A 17,242-nucleotide genomic window follows, 5' to 3' on the forward strand; every position below is an offset into this window, starting at 1 on the left:
AAAGGTCGCCAAGGCGACCTTTTTTTGTTCTTGCATTCGACTCAGGCGACGCGGCGCGCAAAATCACGCGGGCGGAAGCCCAACCCGGCCAGCACGCCAAAGTAGGCCACCACACCGGCCACCACCACCGCAGCCAAACGCAGCAAACGTTCCAGCATATTGCCCTGATCCCAAGCCGGCATCAGCCACATCACGCCAATCAGCACCGCCGACATCGCCAGCACGGCGATCACCAGCTTAGTGAGGAACAGCGCCCAACCCGGCTGTGGCTGGAAAATCTTCTGCTTGCGCAGCTGCCAATACAGCAGCGAGGCGTTCAGGCAAGCCGCCAAGCCGATCGACAGCGCCAGGCCGGCATGCTTCAGCGGACCAATAAACGCCAGGTTCATCACCTGCGTCATGATCAGCGTGATGATAGCGATCTTGACCGGCGTTTTGATGTCCTGCCGCGAATAGAAGCCCGGCGCCAGCACTTTAACCACGATCAGCCCCATCAGCCCCACCGAGTAAGCCACCAGCGCGCGTTGCGTCATCGCCGCGTCAAAGGCGCTGAACTTGCCGTACTGGAACAGCGAGACGGTCAACGGTTTGGCCAAAATGCCCAGCGCGATGGCGCTCGGCAACGCCAGCAGAAAACACAGGCGCAGCCCCCAATCCATCAGGCGCGAATACTCGTCGTGGTTGCCGCTTGAGAAGCTTTTGGCCAGCGACGGCAGCAGGATGGTGCCTAATGCCACACCCAACACGCCAGAAGGAAATTCCATCAGGCGGTCGGCGTAGTACATCCAGGACACCGAGCCGGATACCAGGAACGATGCGAAGATAGTGTTGATGATCAGCGAGATTTGGCTGACCGACACCCCAAGGATCGCCGGCCCCATCTGACGCATTACCCGCCAGACTCCGGCATCGCCCAATTTGAGGCGCGGCAGCACCAGCATGCCGATCTTGCGCAGGTGCGGCAGCTGGTAGCCCAGTTGCAGCACGCCGCCTACCACCACCGCCCAGGCCAGCGCCAGCACCGGCGGGTGGAAATACGGCGCGGCGAACAGCGCGAAGCCAATCATGCTGACGTTAAGCAGCGTTGGCGCAAAGGCCGGGATCGAGAAGCGGTTCCAGGTATTGAGGATCGCCCCCACCAGCGACGCCAGCGAGATCAACAGAATATAGGGGAATGTGATGCGCAGCAGCGCCGACGTCAGGGCAAACTTGTCGGGCGTATCGGTAAAGCCCGGCGCGGTGAGATAGATAACCCAGGGCGCGGCCAACATCCCCAGTACCGTCACCACCGCCAGCACCAGCGTCAGCAGCCCGGAGACATAGGCGATAAACGTGCGTGTCGCCTCGTCGCCCTGCTGGCTTTTGTATTCGGCCAGGATCGGCACGAAGGCCTGCGAAAACGCGCCTTCGGCAAAGATACGGCGTAACAGATTCGGGAGTTTGAACGCCACGAAGAAGGCGTCCGTTGCCATGCCGGCCCCGAACACCCGCGCGACGATCGCATCGCGGGCAAAGCCCAACACCCGCGAAAACATCGTCATCGAGCTGACGGCAGCCAAGGATTTGAGTAGGTTCATGTGGTTGTCTGATAGGTACCGTAAATATCAACGCCTGCAACAGCAGGCGTCAGTGAAACAATCGGCTCAGTTTACGCATCCGGAAAAGAATAGCTACCGCCATATGTTACATAGAGTTATCCCGTAGCAAACGCTCGACCACCCGCTGGGCAAACAGCGCCTGTTCGCCGCCGGTTTCCGGCGCGCTCTGATTGGCGACGGCATCAAGGAAATGCCGCACCGCACCGTCGAAGCCGCGTTGCACCAGCGTACTTTGCCAGCCCGGCACAGGTTGTTCCAACTCGCCCTGCGCATCTTCACGCAGCCAGTGGCGCATATCGGTCAACTGATACAGCGCGCCGTCGGTCACCGCCTGCACGCTTTCGCGCTGGCTGCCGCCGCGGCGATGCATGCTGGTCGTCACCTGCGTGTCGCCGCAGGCGAAGTGGTGCTCGGCGTACAGCATTTCGCCTGCGGCGTTGGCGCGCACGCTGCCGCTCAGCAGTTGCTCGCCTCCGCCCGCCAGCCACAGCGCCGTGTCCACCACATGCAGGTAATCATCCAACAGGGTAAAACGCAGATCGCGCGGGCCGACGCTGTCCGCCCGATGTTTATCCATGCGAATGGAGGCCGGCTGATTCATTTGTTGCTTGAGCTGCCGGTAAAGCGGTGCGAAACGGCGGTTGAACCCCACCATCAGCGTTTTGCCCCGCCGCTCGGCCAACTCAAGCAACTGCTCGCCCTGCTCCAGCGTATCCGCCAGCGGTTTATCGACGTAAACGTGCACACCGCGGTTCAGCAGCTCGCCTATTACCGAAAAATGGCTGGCGGTGCTGCTGTGAACAAAGACCGCGTCGCACTGTTCGGCCAGGCTGTCCAACCGAGAGAAACAGGCCATGCGGTAGCTGTCGCACAGCGGCTGCGCTTTTTGCTGATTGGGCGAAAAACCGCCCACCAGAGTCCAATCCGCCGCCTGACCGAGGATTGGCAGGTAAGCCTTCTGCGCGATACTGCCCAATCCCACCACGCCTACACGCAATTTAGTCATTCGCATCCCTCACCAACAGGTGTTGCAACTGCCGTTTCAGTTCCGCCACTTCGCTTTCCAATGCGCTAACCCTGGCGCTCAGTTCGCCGTCGTCCTCGGGTTCGAACGCCGCGGGCGGCGCTTCATCAATCTGGCCGCTGAACAGATGCATGAATCGGCTTTCGCGCTTGCCCGGCTCACGCGCCAGGCGCACCACGAACGGGCCATCTTCTCGCGTGGCCAGCTGTTGCAACACCTGTTCGACTTCGCTGACATCGCTGAACTCGTGCATCCGATTGGTACGGGTGCGCAGCTCGCCGGGCGTTTGCGCGCCGCGTAGCAGTAAGGTGGCGATCACCGCCAGTTCGGCGGGCGAAAGTTTCAGTTGGCCGAACTCGGAGTTGCAAAACCGCTGTTCGTACTTCACTACCCGGTTGCCGAACCCGCTGAGGGTGCGCAGGAAATGTTTGCGCAGCAACAGATCGAGGAGCTGCTGCACTTCGCTTTCGCTCAGATCCATCACCGGTTCACGGTTGGTTTTTTGGTTACATGCCAGCGTAATGGCATTCAGCGAAAGCGGGTATTGATCCGGGGTCGTGACCTGTTTTTCCAACAGGCAGCCGATAACCCGAGCCTCTCTGGCGTTCAATTCATATTTCATCGTTTGGCCTCAACGTGGGGGGAGCCACTCTTTATTGGTGTATGCCGTCAAAACGTGGTCTTGCCACTGGCCGTCGATCAGCAGGTAATCCTTGGCGTAACCTTCGCGTTCGAATCCCAGACGCGTCAGCAATGCGCCGCTGCGCTGGTTGTGCGGCATATAGTTGGCCATGATGCGGTGCATGCGCTGTTGGCGCAGCATATAGCGGATGGCGGACTGCAAGGCTTCGAACATCAGCCCCTGTCCCTGCCATTTCTCCCCCAGCGAATAACCGAGGAAACAGGCGTGAAACGAACCGCGCAGCACGTTGCTGAAGTTCGCCACGCCGCGCACCTCCTGCTCTTGCGGATCGAGCAGGATAAAATAGTAGGCGCTGCCCTGCTTTTGCATTTCAGCGATCATGCCCAGACGCGCCTGCCAGCCGGAAGGATAACAGTGGCTTTCGTCGCGCACCGGCTCCCAGGGTTTGAGAAAGGCTCGGTTCTCGGCATAATAATCCGCCAGACGATAGGCGTCCCGTTCATGCACTAAACGGACCACCATCCGGTCGGTAGTAAGACGTACTTTTGGCGATGCAGAGCGGTAGCCGAACATCATTTCCCCCGCAGTCAAAACGGTTCGATAAGAAGTATTTATTGGGAAGTCGCATGGTTAATTATCCGGCGCCGATCTAATGCCATGACTTTATTTAGCCAATAGCGCCTCAGAACCGCACTTCCCTGCATTCAATATAACCGTAGCCCGCCCTCGAGGTAAAATCCCGGTCGCTCAGTAAATCACCGAATACGCGTTTTACAGCGTTTTTCCGCCTATTTTGCAGCGCAAGTAACACCTTGACGATAAAAAAATATTATCTACTCCGCCCCTGTCGCCGTCCGGCAATTGGGTAGAGAATGGTGGGGTTGCCTTCCCCCTCTCTCTTAATTGCTCATGGTGATGCATGTCTCTGGTGTCGCAAGCGCGCAGCTTGGGTAAATATTTTCTGTTGCTCGACAACCTGCTGGTGGTTTTAGGCTTCTTTGTCGTGTTCCCGCTTATTTCGATCCGCTTTGTCGATCAATTAGGATGGGCGGCGCTGATCGTCGGCATCGCGCTGGGTTTGCGCCAGCTGCTGCAACAAGGGCTCGGCATCTTTGGCGGCGCCATCGCCGATCGCTTCGGCGCCAAGCCGATGATCGTCACCGGCATGCTGCTGCGCGCCGCCGGTTTCGCTACCATGGCGATGGCGGATGAGCCTTGGATCCTGTGGTTCTCCTGCGCGCTGTCCGCCCTGGGCGGCACGTTATTCGATCCGCCGCGCACCGCTTTGGTAATCAAGTTGACCCGCCCGCATGAACGCGGCCGTTTTTTCTCGCTGCTGATGATGCAGGACAGCGCGGGTGCGGTGGTCGGCGCGCTGCTCGGCAGTTGGCTGCTGCAGTACGATTTCCACTTTGTCTGCTGGATGGGGGCGGCGATCTTCGTGCTCGCCGCTGGCTGGAACGCTTGGCTACTGCCGGCTTACCGCATCTCTACCGTGCGTATACCGATGAAGGAAGGCATGCTGCGGGTCGTGCGCGATCGCCGCTTCCTCACCTATGTCCTGACGCTGACCGGTTATTACATGTTGGCGGTACAGGTGATGCTGATGATGCCGATCGTGGTTAACGAAATCGCCGGCTCACCGGCGGCGGTGAAATGGATGTATGCGATTGAAGCGGCGCTGTCGTTGTCGCTACTCTATCCGCTGGCGCGTTGGGGAGAAAAACACTTCCGGCTTGAGCAGCGCCTGATGGCGGGCCTGTTGCTGATGACGCTCAGCCTGTTGCCGATCGGTCTCGCCACCAGCTTGCAGGGCGTGTTCACGCTGATCTGCTGCTTCTATCTGGGATCGATCATCGCCGAACCGGCGCGCGAGACGCTGAGCGCTTCGCTGGCCGATCCACGTGCGCGTGGCAGCTATATGGGCTTCAGCCGCCTTGGTCTGGCGCTGGGTGGCGCGTTAGGTTACACCGGCGGCGGCTGGATGTACGATACCGGACGGACGATGAACATGCCGGAGTTACCCTGGTTGCTGCTTGGAGCCGTGGGCTTCGCTACGTTGCTGGCGCTGTACTGGCAGTTCAGCCCGCGGCGCAGTGCATCGATGATGCTGCGCGGCGGTTAACGCCATAGAAATCCGGCCGAATCGGCAACAGCTGCTATCCTGTTAGTAAAAACACCCACAGGAGCCCGTCGGCATGAACGAAGAAGCAAAATTACCGCAACTACTCGAACATATGATACTGAACTTGCGCATGATTTATGCGCGTTCCACCCTGGTGGAAAAGGCTCTGGCCCATATCCTCGCCAGCGACGCCGGCCTGAAAAACGATATTATCAAACAGCTGCAGGTCGTCACTGCCACCAACGAACGTGACAAGATCGACTTGGAAGAAGCTCGCATTCACCTGATCGATGTGCTCAACTCGGTACCGGCCAAGAAATAACGCCCCCTAGCCCGCGCCGGTGCGCGGGCAATATCGCAATAACGCACCATCCAACACACGCACGTCAAGACAGCCTCGATAAGCTGTGGTAACTATTGCTGTTAAAACCTGACAACCCGGAGCAAGCATGAAACTGTTCATTTACGATCATTGCCCATTCTGCGTTAAAGCCCGCATGATTTTCGGCCTGAAACGTCTGCCGATTCGCCTGGTCACGTTGCTCAACGACGATGAGACGACCCCGCTCAACCTGATCGGCCAAAAAATGGTGCCTATCCTGGTCAAAGACAACGGCGAAGCGATGCCGGAAAGCCTGGATATCGTACGCTATGTCGATAACCTGGACGGCAAGCCGGTGCTGACCGGCCGCACCAACCCCGCCATTGCCGAGTGGCTGCAGCGGGTCGGCGAGTACAGCGCAAAATTGCTGTTGCCGCGTATTGCGCATGCCGATTTCGAAGAGTTCGCCACCGACAGCGCCCGCCGTTATTTTATCGATAAAAAGCAGGCGTCAATCGGTGATTTCGCCGAGCATCTCGCCAACAGCGCCGATCTGATCGCCCAGCTGGAGGCCGATCTGCAAACCCTGTCACCGCTGATCGTCTCCGCCGAAGCGGTAAACGGCGAGCTGTCCGAGGACGATATCCACCTGTTCCCGCTGCTGCGCTCGTTGTCGATCGTCGCCGGGGTTGCTCTGCCGGACAACGTGGAAACCTACCGCAACCGCATGGCGCAACGCAGCGAAGTGCCGTTGCTGCTGGACATGGAACAATAACGTTTGAATAACCCAAAGGATATGGCGTACTGATGCTGAAAATGGTGCTCGCCACCGCTCGCGATCGGGCGCGGCTGAAGGAAATTACCTCCGTTCTGATTCGTTACGGCCTGCAAGACGTTCTGCGTCTGCTAGGCCTGGGGGCTTTGCTGCGCGGCGCCCGCGCTGAACCCGCCCAATTGGACGCACAAACCCTGCCCGAGCGGCTGCGCGAAGCGCTCGAGGCGCTAGGCCCAACCTTCGTCAAATTCGGCCAGATCCTGGCCACGCGTTCTGACCTGTTGGATCCGGCCTGGACCGACGAACTGGATCGCCTGCACAGCCAGGCGGCGGTGCTGCCATGGGAAACGCTGGCGCCGCAGATCGTTGCCGATCTCGGCGATGATCCCGAGCAACTGTTTGCTGAATTCGATCGCACACCGCTGGCGGCGGCGTCGATGGCGCAAATCTACCGCGCGCGCCTGCACAGCGGCGAACAAGTGGTGGTGAAAGTGCTGCGGCCCGGCCTGGCGAAAACCATTCACGCCGATCTGCGGCTGCTGGCCTCGCTGGCGGAAACCGTAGAGCAGCAGAGTCAGGCGCTGGCGCGCTATCGACCACGGCAGATGGTCAGAGCGCTAGCGACGGCGCTCAATCATGAACTGGATTTGACCCATGAAGGGCATAACTGCGATCGCGTCGCCGGCATGTTCGCGCGCGAACCCGACGTGGTCGTGCCCAAAATCTATTGGCAATGGTCTTCCCCACGTCTGTTAGTGCAGGAGTACTTGCCCGGCACCGCGCCGGAGAACCCCCGGCAGTTGGCGGAAGCGGGCTTTGACGGCCCGCTGCTGGCGCAGCGCGGCGCCCGCGCCTTTATGAGCATGGTGCTGGAGCACCGGCTGTATCACGCCGATCCGCACCCCGGCAACGTGATGGCGCTGAGCGGCGACCGCGTCGGCTTCATCGACTTCGGCATGGTGGGCCAGCTGTCCGAACGGCGGCGCAACCAGCTGCTCCTGCTGCTGCAGGCCATTGCCGAACGTCAGTCCGAAGGCATCGTCAACACGCTGATCGCCTGGTCGGACAGCGAGCCGCTGGATCTGATGGATCTGGAGCTGGCGGCGCAAAACTTTCTCGACAAACAGGCCGCCACCACCCTGACGTTGGGCAAGGCTCTGACCGACCTGCTGGTGATGGCGCGTGAACACCAGTTGGCGCTGCCGCCCGATCTGGTGCTGCTGTTCAAGGCGTTAATCACCGCCGACGGCGTGCTGCACCGATTGGATCCGGCCTTCGACATCGTCGCCACCCTCAAACCGATGCTGCAACAAACGGTGCTGCAACGCTATGCCCCTGACGCCGTGCGCCAGCGGTTGTTGGCCCTGGGCGGGGAAGCGCTCGACGCCGGGGAAGAACTGCCACAAACCCTGCGGCTGTTGGTGCGCCGCCTAAAACGCGGGCAGCTCAATGCCGATATCAACGTCAGTAATCTCGGCCAGTTGAGCAAGGCGTTGGAACGCGCCGCCGTCACCCTGGCTATCGCCATTGTCACCGCCGCTTTTGCCCTGGGCCTGGCGCCTTATCTGATGCACTCCTCACTGCAGCTGTGGGGCATTCCGCTGTTCCCGCTGTTGGGGGGAGCGGCCTGCCTGGCCGGCGTGATCCTCTTGGCGCTGCGATTGCGGCGCTGACGCTTTCGGCGTTATCCGATAGGTGTCGCCCGCTTTTGCGCGCACTATCCTCTGCACATCGCCGCCTGCCGTTTTCACGCGCAGGCGGAACGTTTATAATGATTAATCAATTATCTGCAGCACTTTTCGCCAGCAGTCGCAATGAGGCATTAATGAAGAAGATCCTGATGGGCGCAGCCGCCCTGCTGTTCGCCGGCGTATTGGCCGGTTGCAATCAACTGACCCAGTACACCCTGAGCGAGCAGGAAGTGAATGATTACCTGCAGAAACATAACGACTACCAGAAGCAGATCGGCGTGCCCGGCCTGCTGGACGCCAACATCGTGCTGACTCAGTTGCAAAGCCAAATCGGCCGCAGCGAACCGGGTAAAGTCACCCTTTCCGGTGACGCCAAGGTCAACATCACGTCGATTCTCGGCCCGCAGACCGCGGATCTGAAGCTGACGCTGAAGGCGCAGCCGGTCTACGACCGGGCGCAGGGCGCCATTTTCCTGAAGGACATGGAGCTGACCGATTACAGCGTGCAGCCGGAAAAAATGCAGACGGTAATGAAAGCGCTGACGCCGTATCTGAACCAGTCGCTGAAATCCTACTTCGACCAAAAGCCGGCTTATGTGCTGAATCCTGACAACAGCAAAACCGAAGCGCTGGCGAAAAAACTGGCGAAAGGGTTGGAAGTGAAACCGGGTGAATTGGTGATCCCATTCAGCGACTGACGCCGTCTGAGGACATCAAGCCCGCCGCTCGGCGGGCTTTTTATTGCCGGGAAAGCGTTACTGCGGGGCGCTGTAGGCGATTTCACCGGTGTTGCAGTTGAGCGTCACGTTGTAGGTTTTATCTGCCTTGGTGCCACGCACCGTCAACGGCACCTGCCATATCTGATCCTTGCCGCTGATGGCATCCGGGCTAACCCAGGCGATCGGCGTTGCGGTGCCCAGCAGCTTTTTGTCCGACTCCCAGCGCGTAATGCGGTTCTGCAAGAAGTCGCGCTTGACCTGGGCGGCGATATCCGCCGGTTGCAGACCCGCACACTGGCCTACCTTGGCGGCGCGCTGTTCGTGATCCTGCGCCCACACCGCCGTCGATGCTCCCATCATGGCCAACAAGGCGATAGCCAAACCCGTTTTTTTCATATGTCCTCCCGTTGTGATTAGCGCTATCCGGGCGCCCATCCCTGGCTCACAACAGGGCGTCGGCAAAGGGTTACCGTTTGACGAACTCAATGACAAACAGCGCATCCAGGCCCGGATAGATTTCCTTGATCACCTGCTTCAGTTCGCCGAGCGACATGTTCTCCTGCTGCGCGTGGCGTTCGGTCAGCGCATCCAGGCGCACCGGCGTTACCGACAGCACTTCGATAAAGCAGAAAAATACGCCGTCCTCATTGCGACTGACGCGCAATACCTCGCCCGGTTCGAAGTGCGACTCACTGGCATCCCGAATGGTGATGGTTTTGCGCCCGGCCAGAATGTCTTGCTCAAAGCGGCTGAAGAAAGTTATTTCACGGCTCATTTTAGATCCTTTTTCATCACAACACCGCAACATAAGTCATTATGCCGCCTGCTTTTCTGACGCAGATCCCTCTTTTGGGTTAGAGGCCGCTTTTTTCGCTTTGCTTTCCGCCGGTTTCTTGAGGGTTTCCGCCGGCGATGCGCCGCGCAGAATCAGACCCAGCGCATCTTTATTTTCCGCCAGGAAGAAGCTCAGCCCTTCGCGCTGTTCGTCATCCAGGTTCAGCGGCGCCTGCAGCAGCCACTCCCCAAGGTTGTCCGCCAGATCCAGCATTTTGTCGTAGGCGTCGGCTTCTTTCTTGCTCGCGAAAGTCATTTTTTCCTCACCGTTTCTCACCACCACATATTTAACTTCAACCGCCATGCGTGCGTCCTCAAACACTCAAATTACTGTAATTATATACAGTATAAATAGATCGTGGCGGGAAGGCAAACCGCTGCCCGCCTTCGGCTTATTTCAGCAGCCGCACCTTGCAGCTTTTGCCTTTGATTTTGCCCTGCTGCAACTGTTGCAGCGCCTTGCGCGCGCTGGCTTTGCGGATCGCGACGTAGGCATGCACCGGGAACATGTCTATCTTGCCCACTTCCGCCGCCGTCAGCCCGGCGTCGCCGGTCAGCGCGCCAAGGATATCGCCGGGACGAATCTTCGCCTTGCGGCCGCCGTCGATGCACAGCGTCACCATTTCCGCCTCCAGCGAGCCGTTGGCCGCCCCGCTCAGCTCGGACACCGGCGACCAGTCGACGCTCATCTGCAGATAGTCTTCAATCGCGTGCGCACGCGCCATTTCCTGCGGCGTGCACAGGCTGATCGCCAGCCCGCTCATGCCGGCGCGGCCGGTGCGGCCGATACGGTGCACATGCACTTCGGGATCGAACGCCAGTTCGTAGTTGACCACCAGCTCCAGCTCTTTAATATCCAGCCCGCGTGCGGCGACGTCGGTCGCCACCAATACCCGGCAACTGCGGTTGGCGAAACGCACCAACACCTGGTCGCGGTCGCGCTGTTCCAGATCGCCATGCAGCGCCAGCGCGCTGATGCCGCGGGCCTCCAGGGCCTCAAGCACCGTCTGACAGTCGCGTTTGGTATTGCAGAACACCACGCAAGACGCAGGTTGATGATAGCGAATGGCCGACACCAGCAGCGCTGGGCGCTGATCGCGCGTAGTCTCATAAAAGCGTTGTTCAATGGAGGTCTGCGCTTCGCCATCGTCCACCTCGACGCTTAGCGGCTGGCGTTGAACGCGCGCGCTGATGCGCTCGATGCCTGCCGGGTACGTGGCGGAAAACAGCAACGTCTGACGTTGCGGCGGCGTATAGCTGATCACATCGTCGATGTCGTCGGCGAACCCCATGTCCAGCATGCGATCGGCCTCATCCAGCACCAGCACCTTCAGCTCGTCCAGCTGCAGCGTTTTCTTGCGCAGGTGTTCCTGGATACGGCCCGGCGTCCCCACCACGATGTGCGGCGCATGCACCAGCGAATCGAGCTGCGGCCCCATCGGTTGGCCGCCACACAGCGTCAGAATTTTGATGTTTTGCGTGAAACGCGCCAAGCGACGCAGCTCTTTGCTCACCTGATCGGCCAACTCGCGGGTGGGACAGAGCACCAGCGCCTGTGTGGCAACCTGAGTAACGACGATGTTATTCAGCAAGCCAATGCCAAATGCCGCCGTTTTGCCGCTGCCGGTTTTCGCCTTGGCGCGCACGTCTCGCCCTTGCAGGATAGCGGGCAACGCGGCGGCCTGCACCGGCGTCATTTCGGCGTACCCCAGTTCGTTGAGGTTGGCCAACTGTTCGGCTGGCAGCGGCAGGGAAGAAAAAGAAACTGTGCTCACGGCGATAACTCTTATATGACGAATGGAATGGCGGCGCGCCCGCAGGTTGGCGCCGAATCAGCGGTAAATGATAACAGAGATGGGCGGCGTTACGGGCTGCGGGCATAAAAAAACCCGCCGGCGGCGGGTTTCTTGGCAACGCAGTCGTTAAATCGCAACGACGTTGGCTGCGGCAGGGCCACGTTGGCTGTCCTGGATGGAGAATTCAACCTGCTGGCCTTCAGCCAGGGTCTTGAAACCATCGCTAACGATAGCGGAAAAATGAACGAAAACGTCTTTAGAACCGTCGGCAGGCGTAATGAAGCCGAAGCCTTTGCTTTCGTTGAACCATTTAACGTGACCAGTGATCTTGCTCATTTGTGTTTCCTTTACTTGATAAACCTGCCTTGACGGCACGAGACGCGAAAACCTTGCTATATATAGGCCTTCTTTCGCCGTCGCTTATTAACGCACAATCGCCCAGGCAGGGCAAATATTTCTGCTTGTTATAAAAACAGTAAGTTAGCAACAAACCTGGCGTGGCGGCTGTGAACGCAATCGTTTTCGTATATACTGCCCGCCGATCATCAATCCGCTTACTTTCACCGATCCAGGTACGAAACTATGTTAACGATTGGAACCGCCCTGCGTCCTTCCGCCACCCGCGTCATGTTGCTCGGCTCCGGGGAGCTGGGTAAAGAAGTCGCCATTGAATGCCAGCGCCTCGGTCTGGAAGTGATCGCCGTCGATCGCTATGCCGACGCCCCCGCCATGCATGTGGCGCACCGCAGTCACGTCATCAATATGCTGGACGGTGACGCGCTGAAAGCCGTTATCGAACAAGAGCGGCCGGACTATATCGTTCCCGAAATCGAAGCGATCGCCACCGCCATGCTGGTCGAACTTGAACGTCAGGGCCACCGCGTGGTGCCCTGCGCCGAAGCCACGCGCCTGACCATGAACCGCGAAGGCATCCGCCGTCTGGCGGCGGAAGAACTTGGCCTGCCCACCTCCAGCTACCGCTTTGCCGACAGCGAAGCGACTTTCCGGCAAGCGGTCGAACACATCGGCTACCCGTGCATCGTCAAACCGGTGATGAGTTCTTCCGGCAAAGGACAAAGCCTGATCCGCACGCCTGAGCAGCTGCAAAGCGCCTGGGATTACGCGCAACAGGGCGGACGCGCCGGCGGCGGCCGGGTGATCGTCGAAGGGTTGGTAAGATTTGATTTTGAAATTACGTTGCTGACCATCAGCGCCGTGGACGGCGTACATTTCTGCGAGCCGATCGGCCATCGTCAGGAAGACGGAGATTATCGCGAATCCTGGCAACCGCAGCGCATGTCAGCCACGGCGTTGAGCCGTGCTCAGGCTATCGCGGAGAAGGTGGTGAAAGCCCTGGGCGGGTTCGGACTGTTCGGCGTCGAGCTGTTCGTCTGCGGCGACGACGTGATCTTCAGCGAAGTGTCTCCGCGGCCGCACGATACCGGCATGGTTACGTTGATCTCACAGGATCTGTCCGAGTTCGCCCTGCACGTTCGCGCGTTTCTCGGGTTGCCGATTGGCGCCATCCGCCAGTTCGGCCCTTCCGCTTCAGCGGTGATCCTGCCGCAGCTCACCAGCAGCGATGTGCGTTTCAGCAGCCTGGAAAATGCGCTGCGCGGGCACAACCAGCTGCGCCTGTTCGGCAAACCGGAGATCGCCGGGCAGCGTCGCCTGGGCGTGGCGCTGGCGACGGCGAGCACGACGGAACTGGCGGTGGAGCAAGCGAAACAAGCCGCCGCCGCCGTGGCGGTCAACGGCTGATACTCACGGGGCCGCTTGCGCGGCCCCGATAACGTCAATAGTCTTCGTCTTCTTCAGCATCGTCATCCTGTGACGCCTCCGGTGCGGCCTCATGCTGCTCGTCTTCATCATCGAACAGTACCGCAACCTGAGCGCCCTGATGCTTCTCGCGAATTTCCTGCGCAACGCGAGCAATGGCCTCACCGCTGCTCATGCCCTGCTCCATCAGTTGATGGATGCGATCCGCCGCTTCCTGCTGCTCCGCGTGATTCAGTAATGGCATACCTGCATGCATGTGTCGTTCTCTCCGGCAAAAGGGAGAAGGAGTATACGCGCTAACGCGGCGGATCCCAACGTCTGGTGCCTCAGGCCGGTTGCGAACAGCCGTTATCGTTGCGCCACTGCTTTAGGCGATGCCGCCACAGCATGACATGCCACCCCTGCTTCAGGCCGCGCGCGTTGGCGAACATCGCTCTGTCGATGCCGCGCTGATAGAACTCTTCGGTGATCTGACTCTGAGCGGCCGGTTCCGGCTCACGACGAATGCTGTGGCAAATGCCCAGCGCTTCGCGTGTGATTTGCCAATGGAAAGCCGGACGAATGGCGACAGTGCCCGCATAGCGCTGGTTGAGCCGCTCCAGCATTTCGACGATTTTCATATAGTGGCGTTGATACTCCACGTTCGCCTTACCGATGCGGCGACGGTTACTGATCGACTTGTCGTGCACCCGTTGACGGTACAGCGGCGTACTTAAATATTTGACCCGTTTGGCATTAAACATGACTTCCGTCGTCCAGGGAATATCCTGGTGATGTAATCCCGGCTCGAAATAAAGCCGATGCTGGCGAATAAAGTCGAGGCGATATATTGCCAGCCATACAACGTGAATAAACTTTCGCGATTTCAGCGCACGTTCAAACCACTGCACGCCGGTGATAACGTCGGTGGTGCGCAAACGCGCCTCAGGAAAAATCAGCTGCAATTCATCTTGGCTGGTAAAATAGCGTTCGCCATTACATTGCATCACGTCTAATTGATGTTGTTCCGCCTGTTCCAGCAGCGTGGAATACATCTCCGGCGCCAGCAAGTCGTCGGCATCGGGAAACGCCACATATTTGCCTTGGGCAACGGCAAGCCCGGCATTACGCGCGTTAGAAACACCGGCATTGGCCTGATCGATCACACGAATATGCGGATGTACCGCCGCGTAACGGTGTGCGATCTCTCCCGAACCGTCAGTGGAACCATCATTGACGATGATCACCTCCAACCGTTGCTCACGCTGGGCCAGCAGCGAGGCCAGGAAAGGCTCCAATAACTCCCCCGCATTGTGCATCGGGACGATCACGCTCAGCATTAACGACATAGTCAGCTCTTCAATGATAATGTAACAAAATAATAATTTTATTTTTCTAAAAGACTCATTCGGTCAGCGTACGCTTGGGATAGGCGTGAAACCTGCAAATTCCCGCGGTGACTAATGGGACCGAACCGGCCTTTCTTTCTCAAACCAGCGCCAGAAAAGCGCTGAGTAATTAAGCCATTAATTCCAAAGGGCGGCGACGTTGGCTAAAATCGGGCATAACAACATCCCTCCCGCTTCTAATAACAAGCAGAAATAATAAATTTATGAAATTAACGAATCTTTTTTTATATTTCTCGGGTATTGCGCCCTCGATAAATAGGCTTCCAGTGCATTTGATGTTAAATTTTTAACATATCGAAGTATAATCAATGGCGCAAAAAATGCCTTATTTCAGGTTTATTGAACTGCCGTTTATGTGAACTGTTCTGCATGTCGCGCATGGCAAAACATGCATGACGTGACCGTCTATGGCACACTAGCCGCCAGATATCGCCGTCCTCACAGCCAGGTTTATTGACGTTCATGAGCGTAACCGCCCCAAACATAAAATCTTTGCCCTACAGCCGCCGTGCCCTGATGACGCTTTTCGCCCCGCTTTCATCGCAACCTTGGGCGATGCTGCTGCATTCGGGCTTCGCCGACCATTCGCATAACCGTTTCGATATCCTGGTCGCACAACCGCGCGTTACACTCACCACCCACGGTGCCGGCACGACAATTGAAAGTGACAGCGTCACCATTCAGTCGCAGGAAGATCCGTTCTCCCTGCTGCAGCAGCAACTGGCGGCGCAAGGCTGGCAGCCGGCGTTTAATCCGGACCTGCCGTTTCAGGGCGGAGCTCTGGGGCTGTTCGGCTACGATCTCGGGCGCCGGGTGGAAACCCTGCCGCAGTTGGCCGAAGCCGACCTCGCCTTGCCGGATATGGCAGTGGGCATTTATGACTGGGCAGTGATCGCCGACCACCAATTGCAAACCCTGACGCTGCTCAGCTATGGCGATGTCGAGCAGCGCTGGCGCTGGCTCAATAGCCAAACTGCGCCTACAGAACGCCCTTTCACGCTGCTGAGCGACTGGCGCGCCAATATGAGCCGGCGGCAATACGGCGAGAAGTTCCAACGTATTCAGCACTACCTGCGCAGCGGCGACTGTTACCAAATTAATCTGGCACAACGGTTCTCCGCCGACTATCTGGGGGATGAATGGCAGGCGTTCTGCCGCCTGAGCGCCTGCAACCGCGCGCCATTCTCGGCCTTCCTGCGCTTGCCGCACAACAGCGTACTGAGCGTCTCTCCCGAGCGCTTCCTGTGGCTGGAGCAGCAACGCATCCAAACCCGCCCGATCAAGGGCACGCTGCCGCGGTTGGCGGACGCGGAACAGGACGCCGCGCAGGCTCGCCGTTTGGCCGATTCACCCAAGGATCGCGCTGAAAATCTGATGATCGTCGATCTGCTGCGCAACGATATCGGCCGCGTCGCCCAACCAGGCAGCGTACGGGTGCCGGAACTGTTCGCCGTGGAGCCGTTCCCCGCTGTGCATCACCTGGTGAGCACCATCACCGCGACCCTGCCAAACCATACCTCGGCGGCCGAACTGCTGCGCGCCTGCTTCCCCGGCGGTTCGATCACCGGCGCGCCCAAGGTGCGAGCGATGGAAATCATCGAAGAGCTGGAGCCGCAGCGCCGCAACGCCTATTGCGGCAGCATCGGTTACCTGAGCGCCTGCGGCACCATGGACACCAATATCACCATTCGCACGCTCGTCACCGAAAACGGTCGCATCCACTGCTCCGCCGGCGGCGGCATCGTGGCGGACAGCCAGGAGCAGGCGGAATACCAGGAGACCTTCGACAAGGTTGGCCGCATTTTGCCGCAGCTAGGGGAGTATGCCCTGTCGTGATCCCATCGAACTCACCGGCCTCACTGCGCGCCTTTATCAGCCGCTTTCAACTGCAGCTGCCGCAGGCGACGCAGATTTCGCACAATGTGCGCCCGGCGGCGGTGCTGATCCCGATCGTCTGCCGCGCCGAGCCGACGCTGCTGTTGACCCGCCGTGCCGACTCGCTGCGCAAACATGCCGGTCAAGTGGCCTTCCCCGGCGGAAAAACCGACGCCGAAGACGGATCGGCGATCGTCACGGCGCTGCGAGAAGCGCAGGAAGAAGTGGCGATACCGCCGCAAGTGGTGACTGTCCTCGGCCAAATGGCGCCGCTCGACAGCAGCACCGGATTTCAGGTTACCCCTATCGTCGGCCTCATCCCGCCGGACGTGCAGTTCCACGCCAATGAAGGCGAAGTGGCGGATGTGTTCGAGATGCCCCTGCGGGAAGCGCTGACCCTGTCGCGTTACTATCCGCTGGATATTCATCGCGCCGGCCATACCCACCGCATCTACCTCTCCTGGTATCACAGCCAGTTTATCTGGGGGCTGACCGCCGCCATCATTCGGCGCCTGGCGCAACAGGTCAGTATTTAGCCCGCATTACGTGATCTGACTCGCAATCTGGCACGGTTGCCGGCCTCCGCGGCGGGTAAAGCGATCGATATCACTTCATTTGATCGCTTTTTCAACTACCGTTCCGTTTGAATGGTTTTAAAAAAACTGTAAACCCT

19 protein-coding genes are annotated in these 17,242 nt (G+C 59.0%); 8 read left to right on the forward strand and 11 right to left on the reverse strand.

The window, feature by feature from the left end:
• Positions 1–41: 41 nt before the first annotated feature.
• The 4 genes from murJ to rimJ all read right to left on the reverse strand — a co-directional run bounded on the left by murJ (position 42) and on the right by rimJ (position 3,838).
• Positions 42–1,577: a murein biosynthesis integral membrane protein MurJ gene (gene murJ / locus IT763_RS13300; protein WP_028127483.1), complete on the reverse strand. Its 1,536-nt coding sequence runs from the start codon at positions 1,575–1,577 to the stop codon at positions 42–44.
• Between the two features lie 106 nt (positions 1,578–1,683).
• Positions 1,684–2,604 carry a Gfo/Idh/MocA family protein gene (locus IT763_RS13305; protein WP_206194771.1) on the reverse strand — a complete coding sequence of 307 codons (921 nt, stop codon included), beginning with the start codon at positions 2,602–2,604 and terminating at the stop codon, positions 1,684–1,686.
• Positions 2,597–3,244 carry a YceH family protein gene (locus IT763_RS13310; RefSeq protein ID WP_016927422.1) on the reverse strand — a complete coding sequence of 216 codons (648 nt, stop codon included), beginning with the start codon at positions 3,242–3,244 and terminating at the stop codon, positions 2,597–2,599. Before IT763_RS13310 ends, IT763_RS13305 begins: the two co-directional genes overlap by 8 nt.
• A gap of 9 nt (positions 3,245–3,253) precedes the next feature.
• Positions 3,254–3,838 (reverse strand): ribosomal protein S5-alanine N-acetyltransferase, encoded by a 585-nt coding sequence (gene rimJ, locus IT763_RS13315; RefSeq protein ID WP_028127485.1) that lies wholly within the window; start codon positions 3,836–3,838, stop codon positions 3,254–3,256.
• A 346-nt stretch (positions 3,839–4,184) separates the two neighbouring features.
• Between rimJ and mdtH the strand changes: the two genes are divergently transcribed.
• The 5 genes from mdtH (at position 4,185) to IT763_RS13340 (ending at position 8,876) form a co-directional block, all read left to right on the forward strand.
• Entirely contained in the window at positions 4,185–5,390 is a 1,206-nt protein-coding gene (mdtH, locus tag IT763_RS13320; RefSeq protein WP_143778212.1) for a multidrug efflux MFS transporter MdtH, read from the forward strand.
• Positions 5,391–5,463: 73 nt separating this feature from the next.
• On the forward strand, positions 5,464–5,712 hold the full coding sequence (locus tag IT763_RS13325) for a hypothetical protein (protein ID WP_016927419.1): 249 nt from the start codon (positions 5,464–5,466) through the stop codon (positions 5,710–5,712).
• Between the two features lie 127 nt (positions 5,713–5,839).
• Positions 5,840–6,487, forward strand: a complete 648-nt coding sequence (gene grxB / locus IT763_RS13330) for a glutaredoxin 2 (protein ID WP_049299174.1) — start codon at positions 5,840–5,842, stop codon at positions 6,485–6,487.
• 32 nt (positions 6,488–6,519) lie between these two features.
• Positions 6,520–8,160 carry an AarF/ABC1/UbiB kinase family protein gene (locus IT763_RS13335; protein WP_143778213.1) on the forward strand — a complete coding sequence of 547 codons (1,641 nt, stop codon included), beginning with the start codon at positions 6,520–6,522 and terminating at the stop codon, positions 8,158–8,160.
• A 152-nt stretch (positions 8,161–8,312) separates the two neighbouring features.
• Positions 8,313–8,876 (forward strand): lipoprotein, encoded by a 564-nt coding sequence (locus tag IT763_RS13340; RefSeq protein ID WP_016927416.1) that lies wholly within the window; start codon positions 8,313–8,315, stop codon positions 8,874–8,876.
• Positions 8,877–8,933: 57 nt separating this feature from the next.
• Here IT763_RS13340 and yebF read toward each other — a convergent pair whose 3' ends face one another.
• The 5 genes from yebF to cspC all read right to left on the reverse strand — a co-directional run bounded on the left by yebF (position 8,934) and on the right by cspC (position 11,863).
• Positions 8,934–9,293 (reverse strand): protein YebF, encoded by a 360-nt coding sequence (gene yebF, locus IT763_RS13345; protein WP_016927415.1) that lies wholly within the window; start codon positions 9,291–9,293, stop codon positions 8,934–8,936.
• A gap of 70 nt (positions 9,294–9,363) precedes the next feature.
• Complete coding sequence (yqfB, locus tag IT763_RS13350) at positions 9,364–9,672, reverse strand: N(4)-acetylcytidine aminohydrolase (protein WP_004927562.1); 309 nt, start codon at positions 9,670–9,672, stop codon at positions 9,364–9,366.
• 39 nt (positions 9,673–9,711) lie between these two features.
• Positions 9,712–10,035 (reverse strand): YebG family protein, encoded by a 324-nt coding sequence (locus IT763_RS13355; protein WP_016927414.1) that lies wholly within the window; start codon positions 10,033–10,035, stop codon positions 9,712–9,714.
• 88 nt (positions 10,036–10,123) lie between these two features.
• A complete protein-coding gene (dbpA, locus tag IT763_RS13360; protein WP_028127486.1) occupies positions 10,124–11,506 on the reverse strand; it encodes an ATP-dependent RNA helicase DbpA in 1,383 nt (460 codons plus the stop codon).
• Positions 11,507–11,653: 147 nt separating this feature from the next.
• Positions 11,654–11,863 carry a cold shock-like protein CspC gene (gene cspC, locus IT763_RS13365; RefSeq protein WP_004927572.1) on the reverse strand — a complete coding sequence of 70 codons (210 nt, stop codon included), beginning with the start codon at positions 11,861–11,863 and terminating at the stop codon, positions 11,654–11,656.
• A gap of 246 nt (positions 11,864–12,109) precedes the next feature.
• Here cspC and purT point away from each other — a divergent pair, with 246 nt between their 5' ends.
• On the forward strand, positions 12,110–13,288 hold the full coding sequence (gene purT, locus IT763_RS13370) for a formate-dependent phosphoribosylglycinamide formyltransferase (RefSeq protein ID WP_049299172.1): 1,179 nt from the start codon (positions 12,110–12,112) through the stop codon (positions 13,286–13,288).
• A 34-nt stretch (positions 13,289–13,322) separates the two neighbouring features.
• Here purT and IT763_RS13375 read toward each other — a convergent pair whose 3' ends face one another.
• Both IT763_RS13375 and IT763_RS13380 read right to left on the reverse strand, forming a co-directional pair.
• Positions 13,323–13,562, reverse strand: coding sequence for a YoaH family protein (locus tag IT763_RS13375; RefSeq protein WP_028127488.1), 240 nt, complete (start codon positions 13,560–13,562; stop codon positions 13,323–13,325).
• A gap of 70 nt (positions 13,563–13,632) precedes the next feature.
• Positions 13,633–14,634, reverse strand: coding sequence for a glycosyltransferase (locus IT763_RS13380; protein WP_028127489.1), 1,002 nt, complete (start codon positions 14,632–14,634; stop codon positions 13,633–13,635).
• Between the two features lie 522 nt (positions 14,635–15,156).
• On the opposite strand from IT763_RS13380, the gene pabB reads away from it, so the two are divergent.
• Together pabB and IT763_RS13390 are read left to right on the forward strand one after the other, a co-directional pair.
• The gene (gene pabB, locus IT763_RS13385; protein WP_049299170.1) at positions 15,157–16,530 is read left to right on the forward strand and encodes an aminodeoxychorismate synthase component 1; all 1,374 of its coding nucleotides are present in this window, start codon (positions 15,157–15,159) and stop codon (positions 16,528–16,530) included.
• Positions 16,527–17,105, forward strand: coding sequence for a CoA pyrophosphatase (locus IT763_RS13390; protein WP_206194772.1), 579 nt, complete (start codon positions 16,527–16,529; stop codon positions 17,103–17,105). The genes pabB and IT763_RS13390 overlap by 4 nt, the downstream gene beginning before the upstream one ends.
• The last annotated feature ends 137 nt before the right edge of the window (positions 17,106–17,242 follow it).

It is taken from the genome of Serratia sp. CMO1, assembly GCF_015689115.1.
In the GTDB taxonomy this organism is placed as follows: domain Bacteria; phylum Pseudomonadota; class Gammaproteobacteria; order Enterobacterales; family Enterobacteriaceae; genus Serratia; species Serratia marcescens.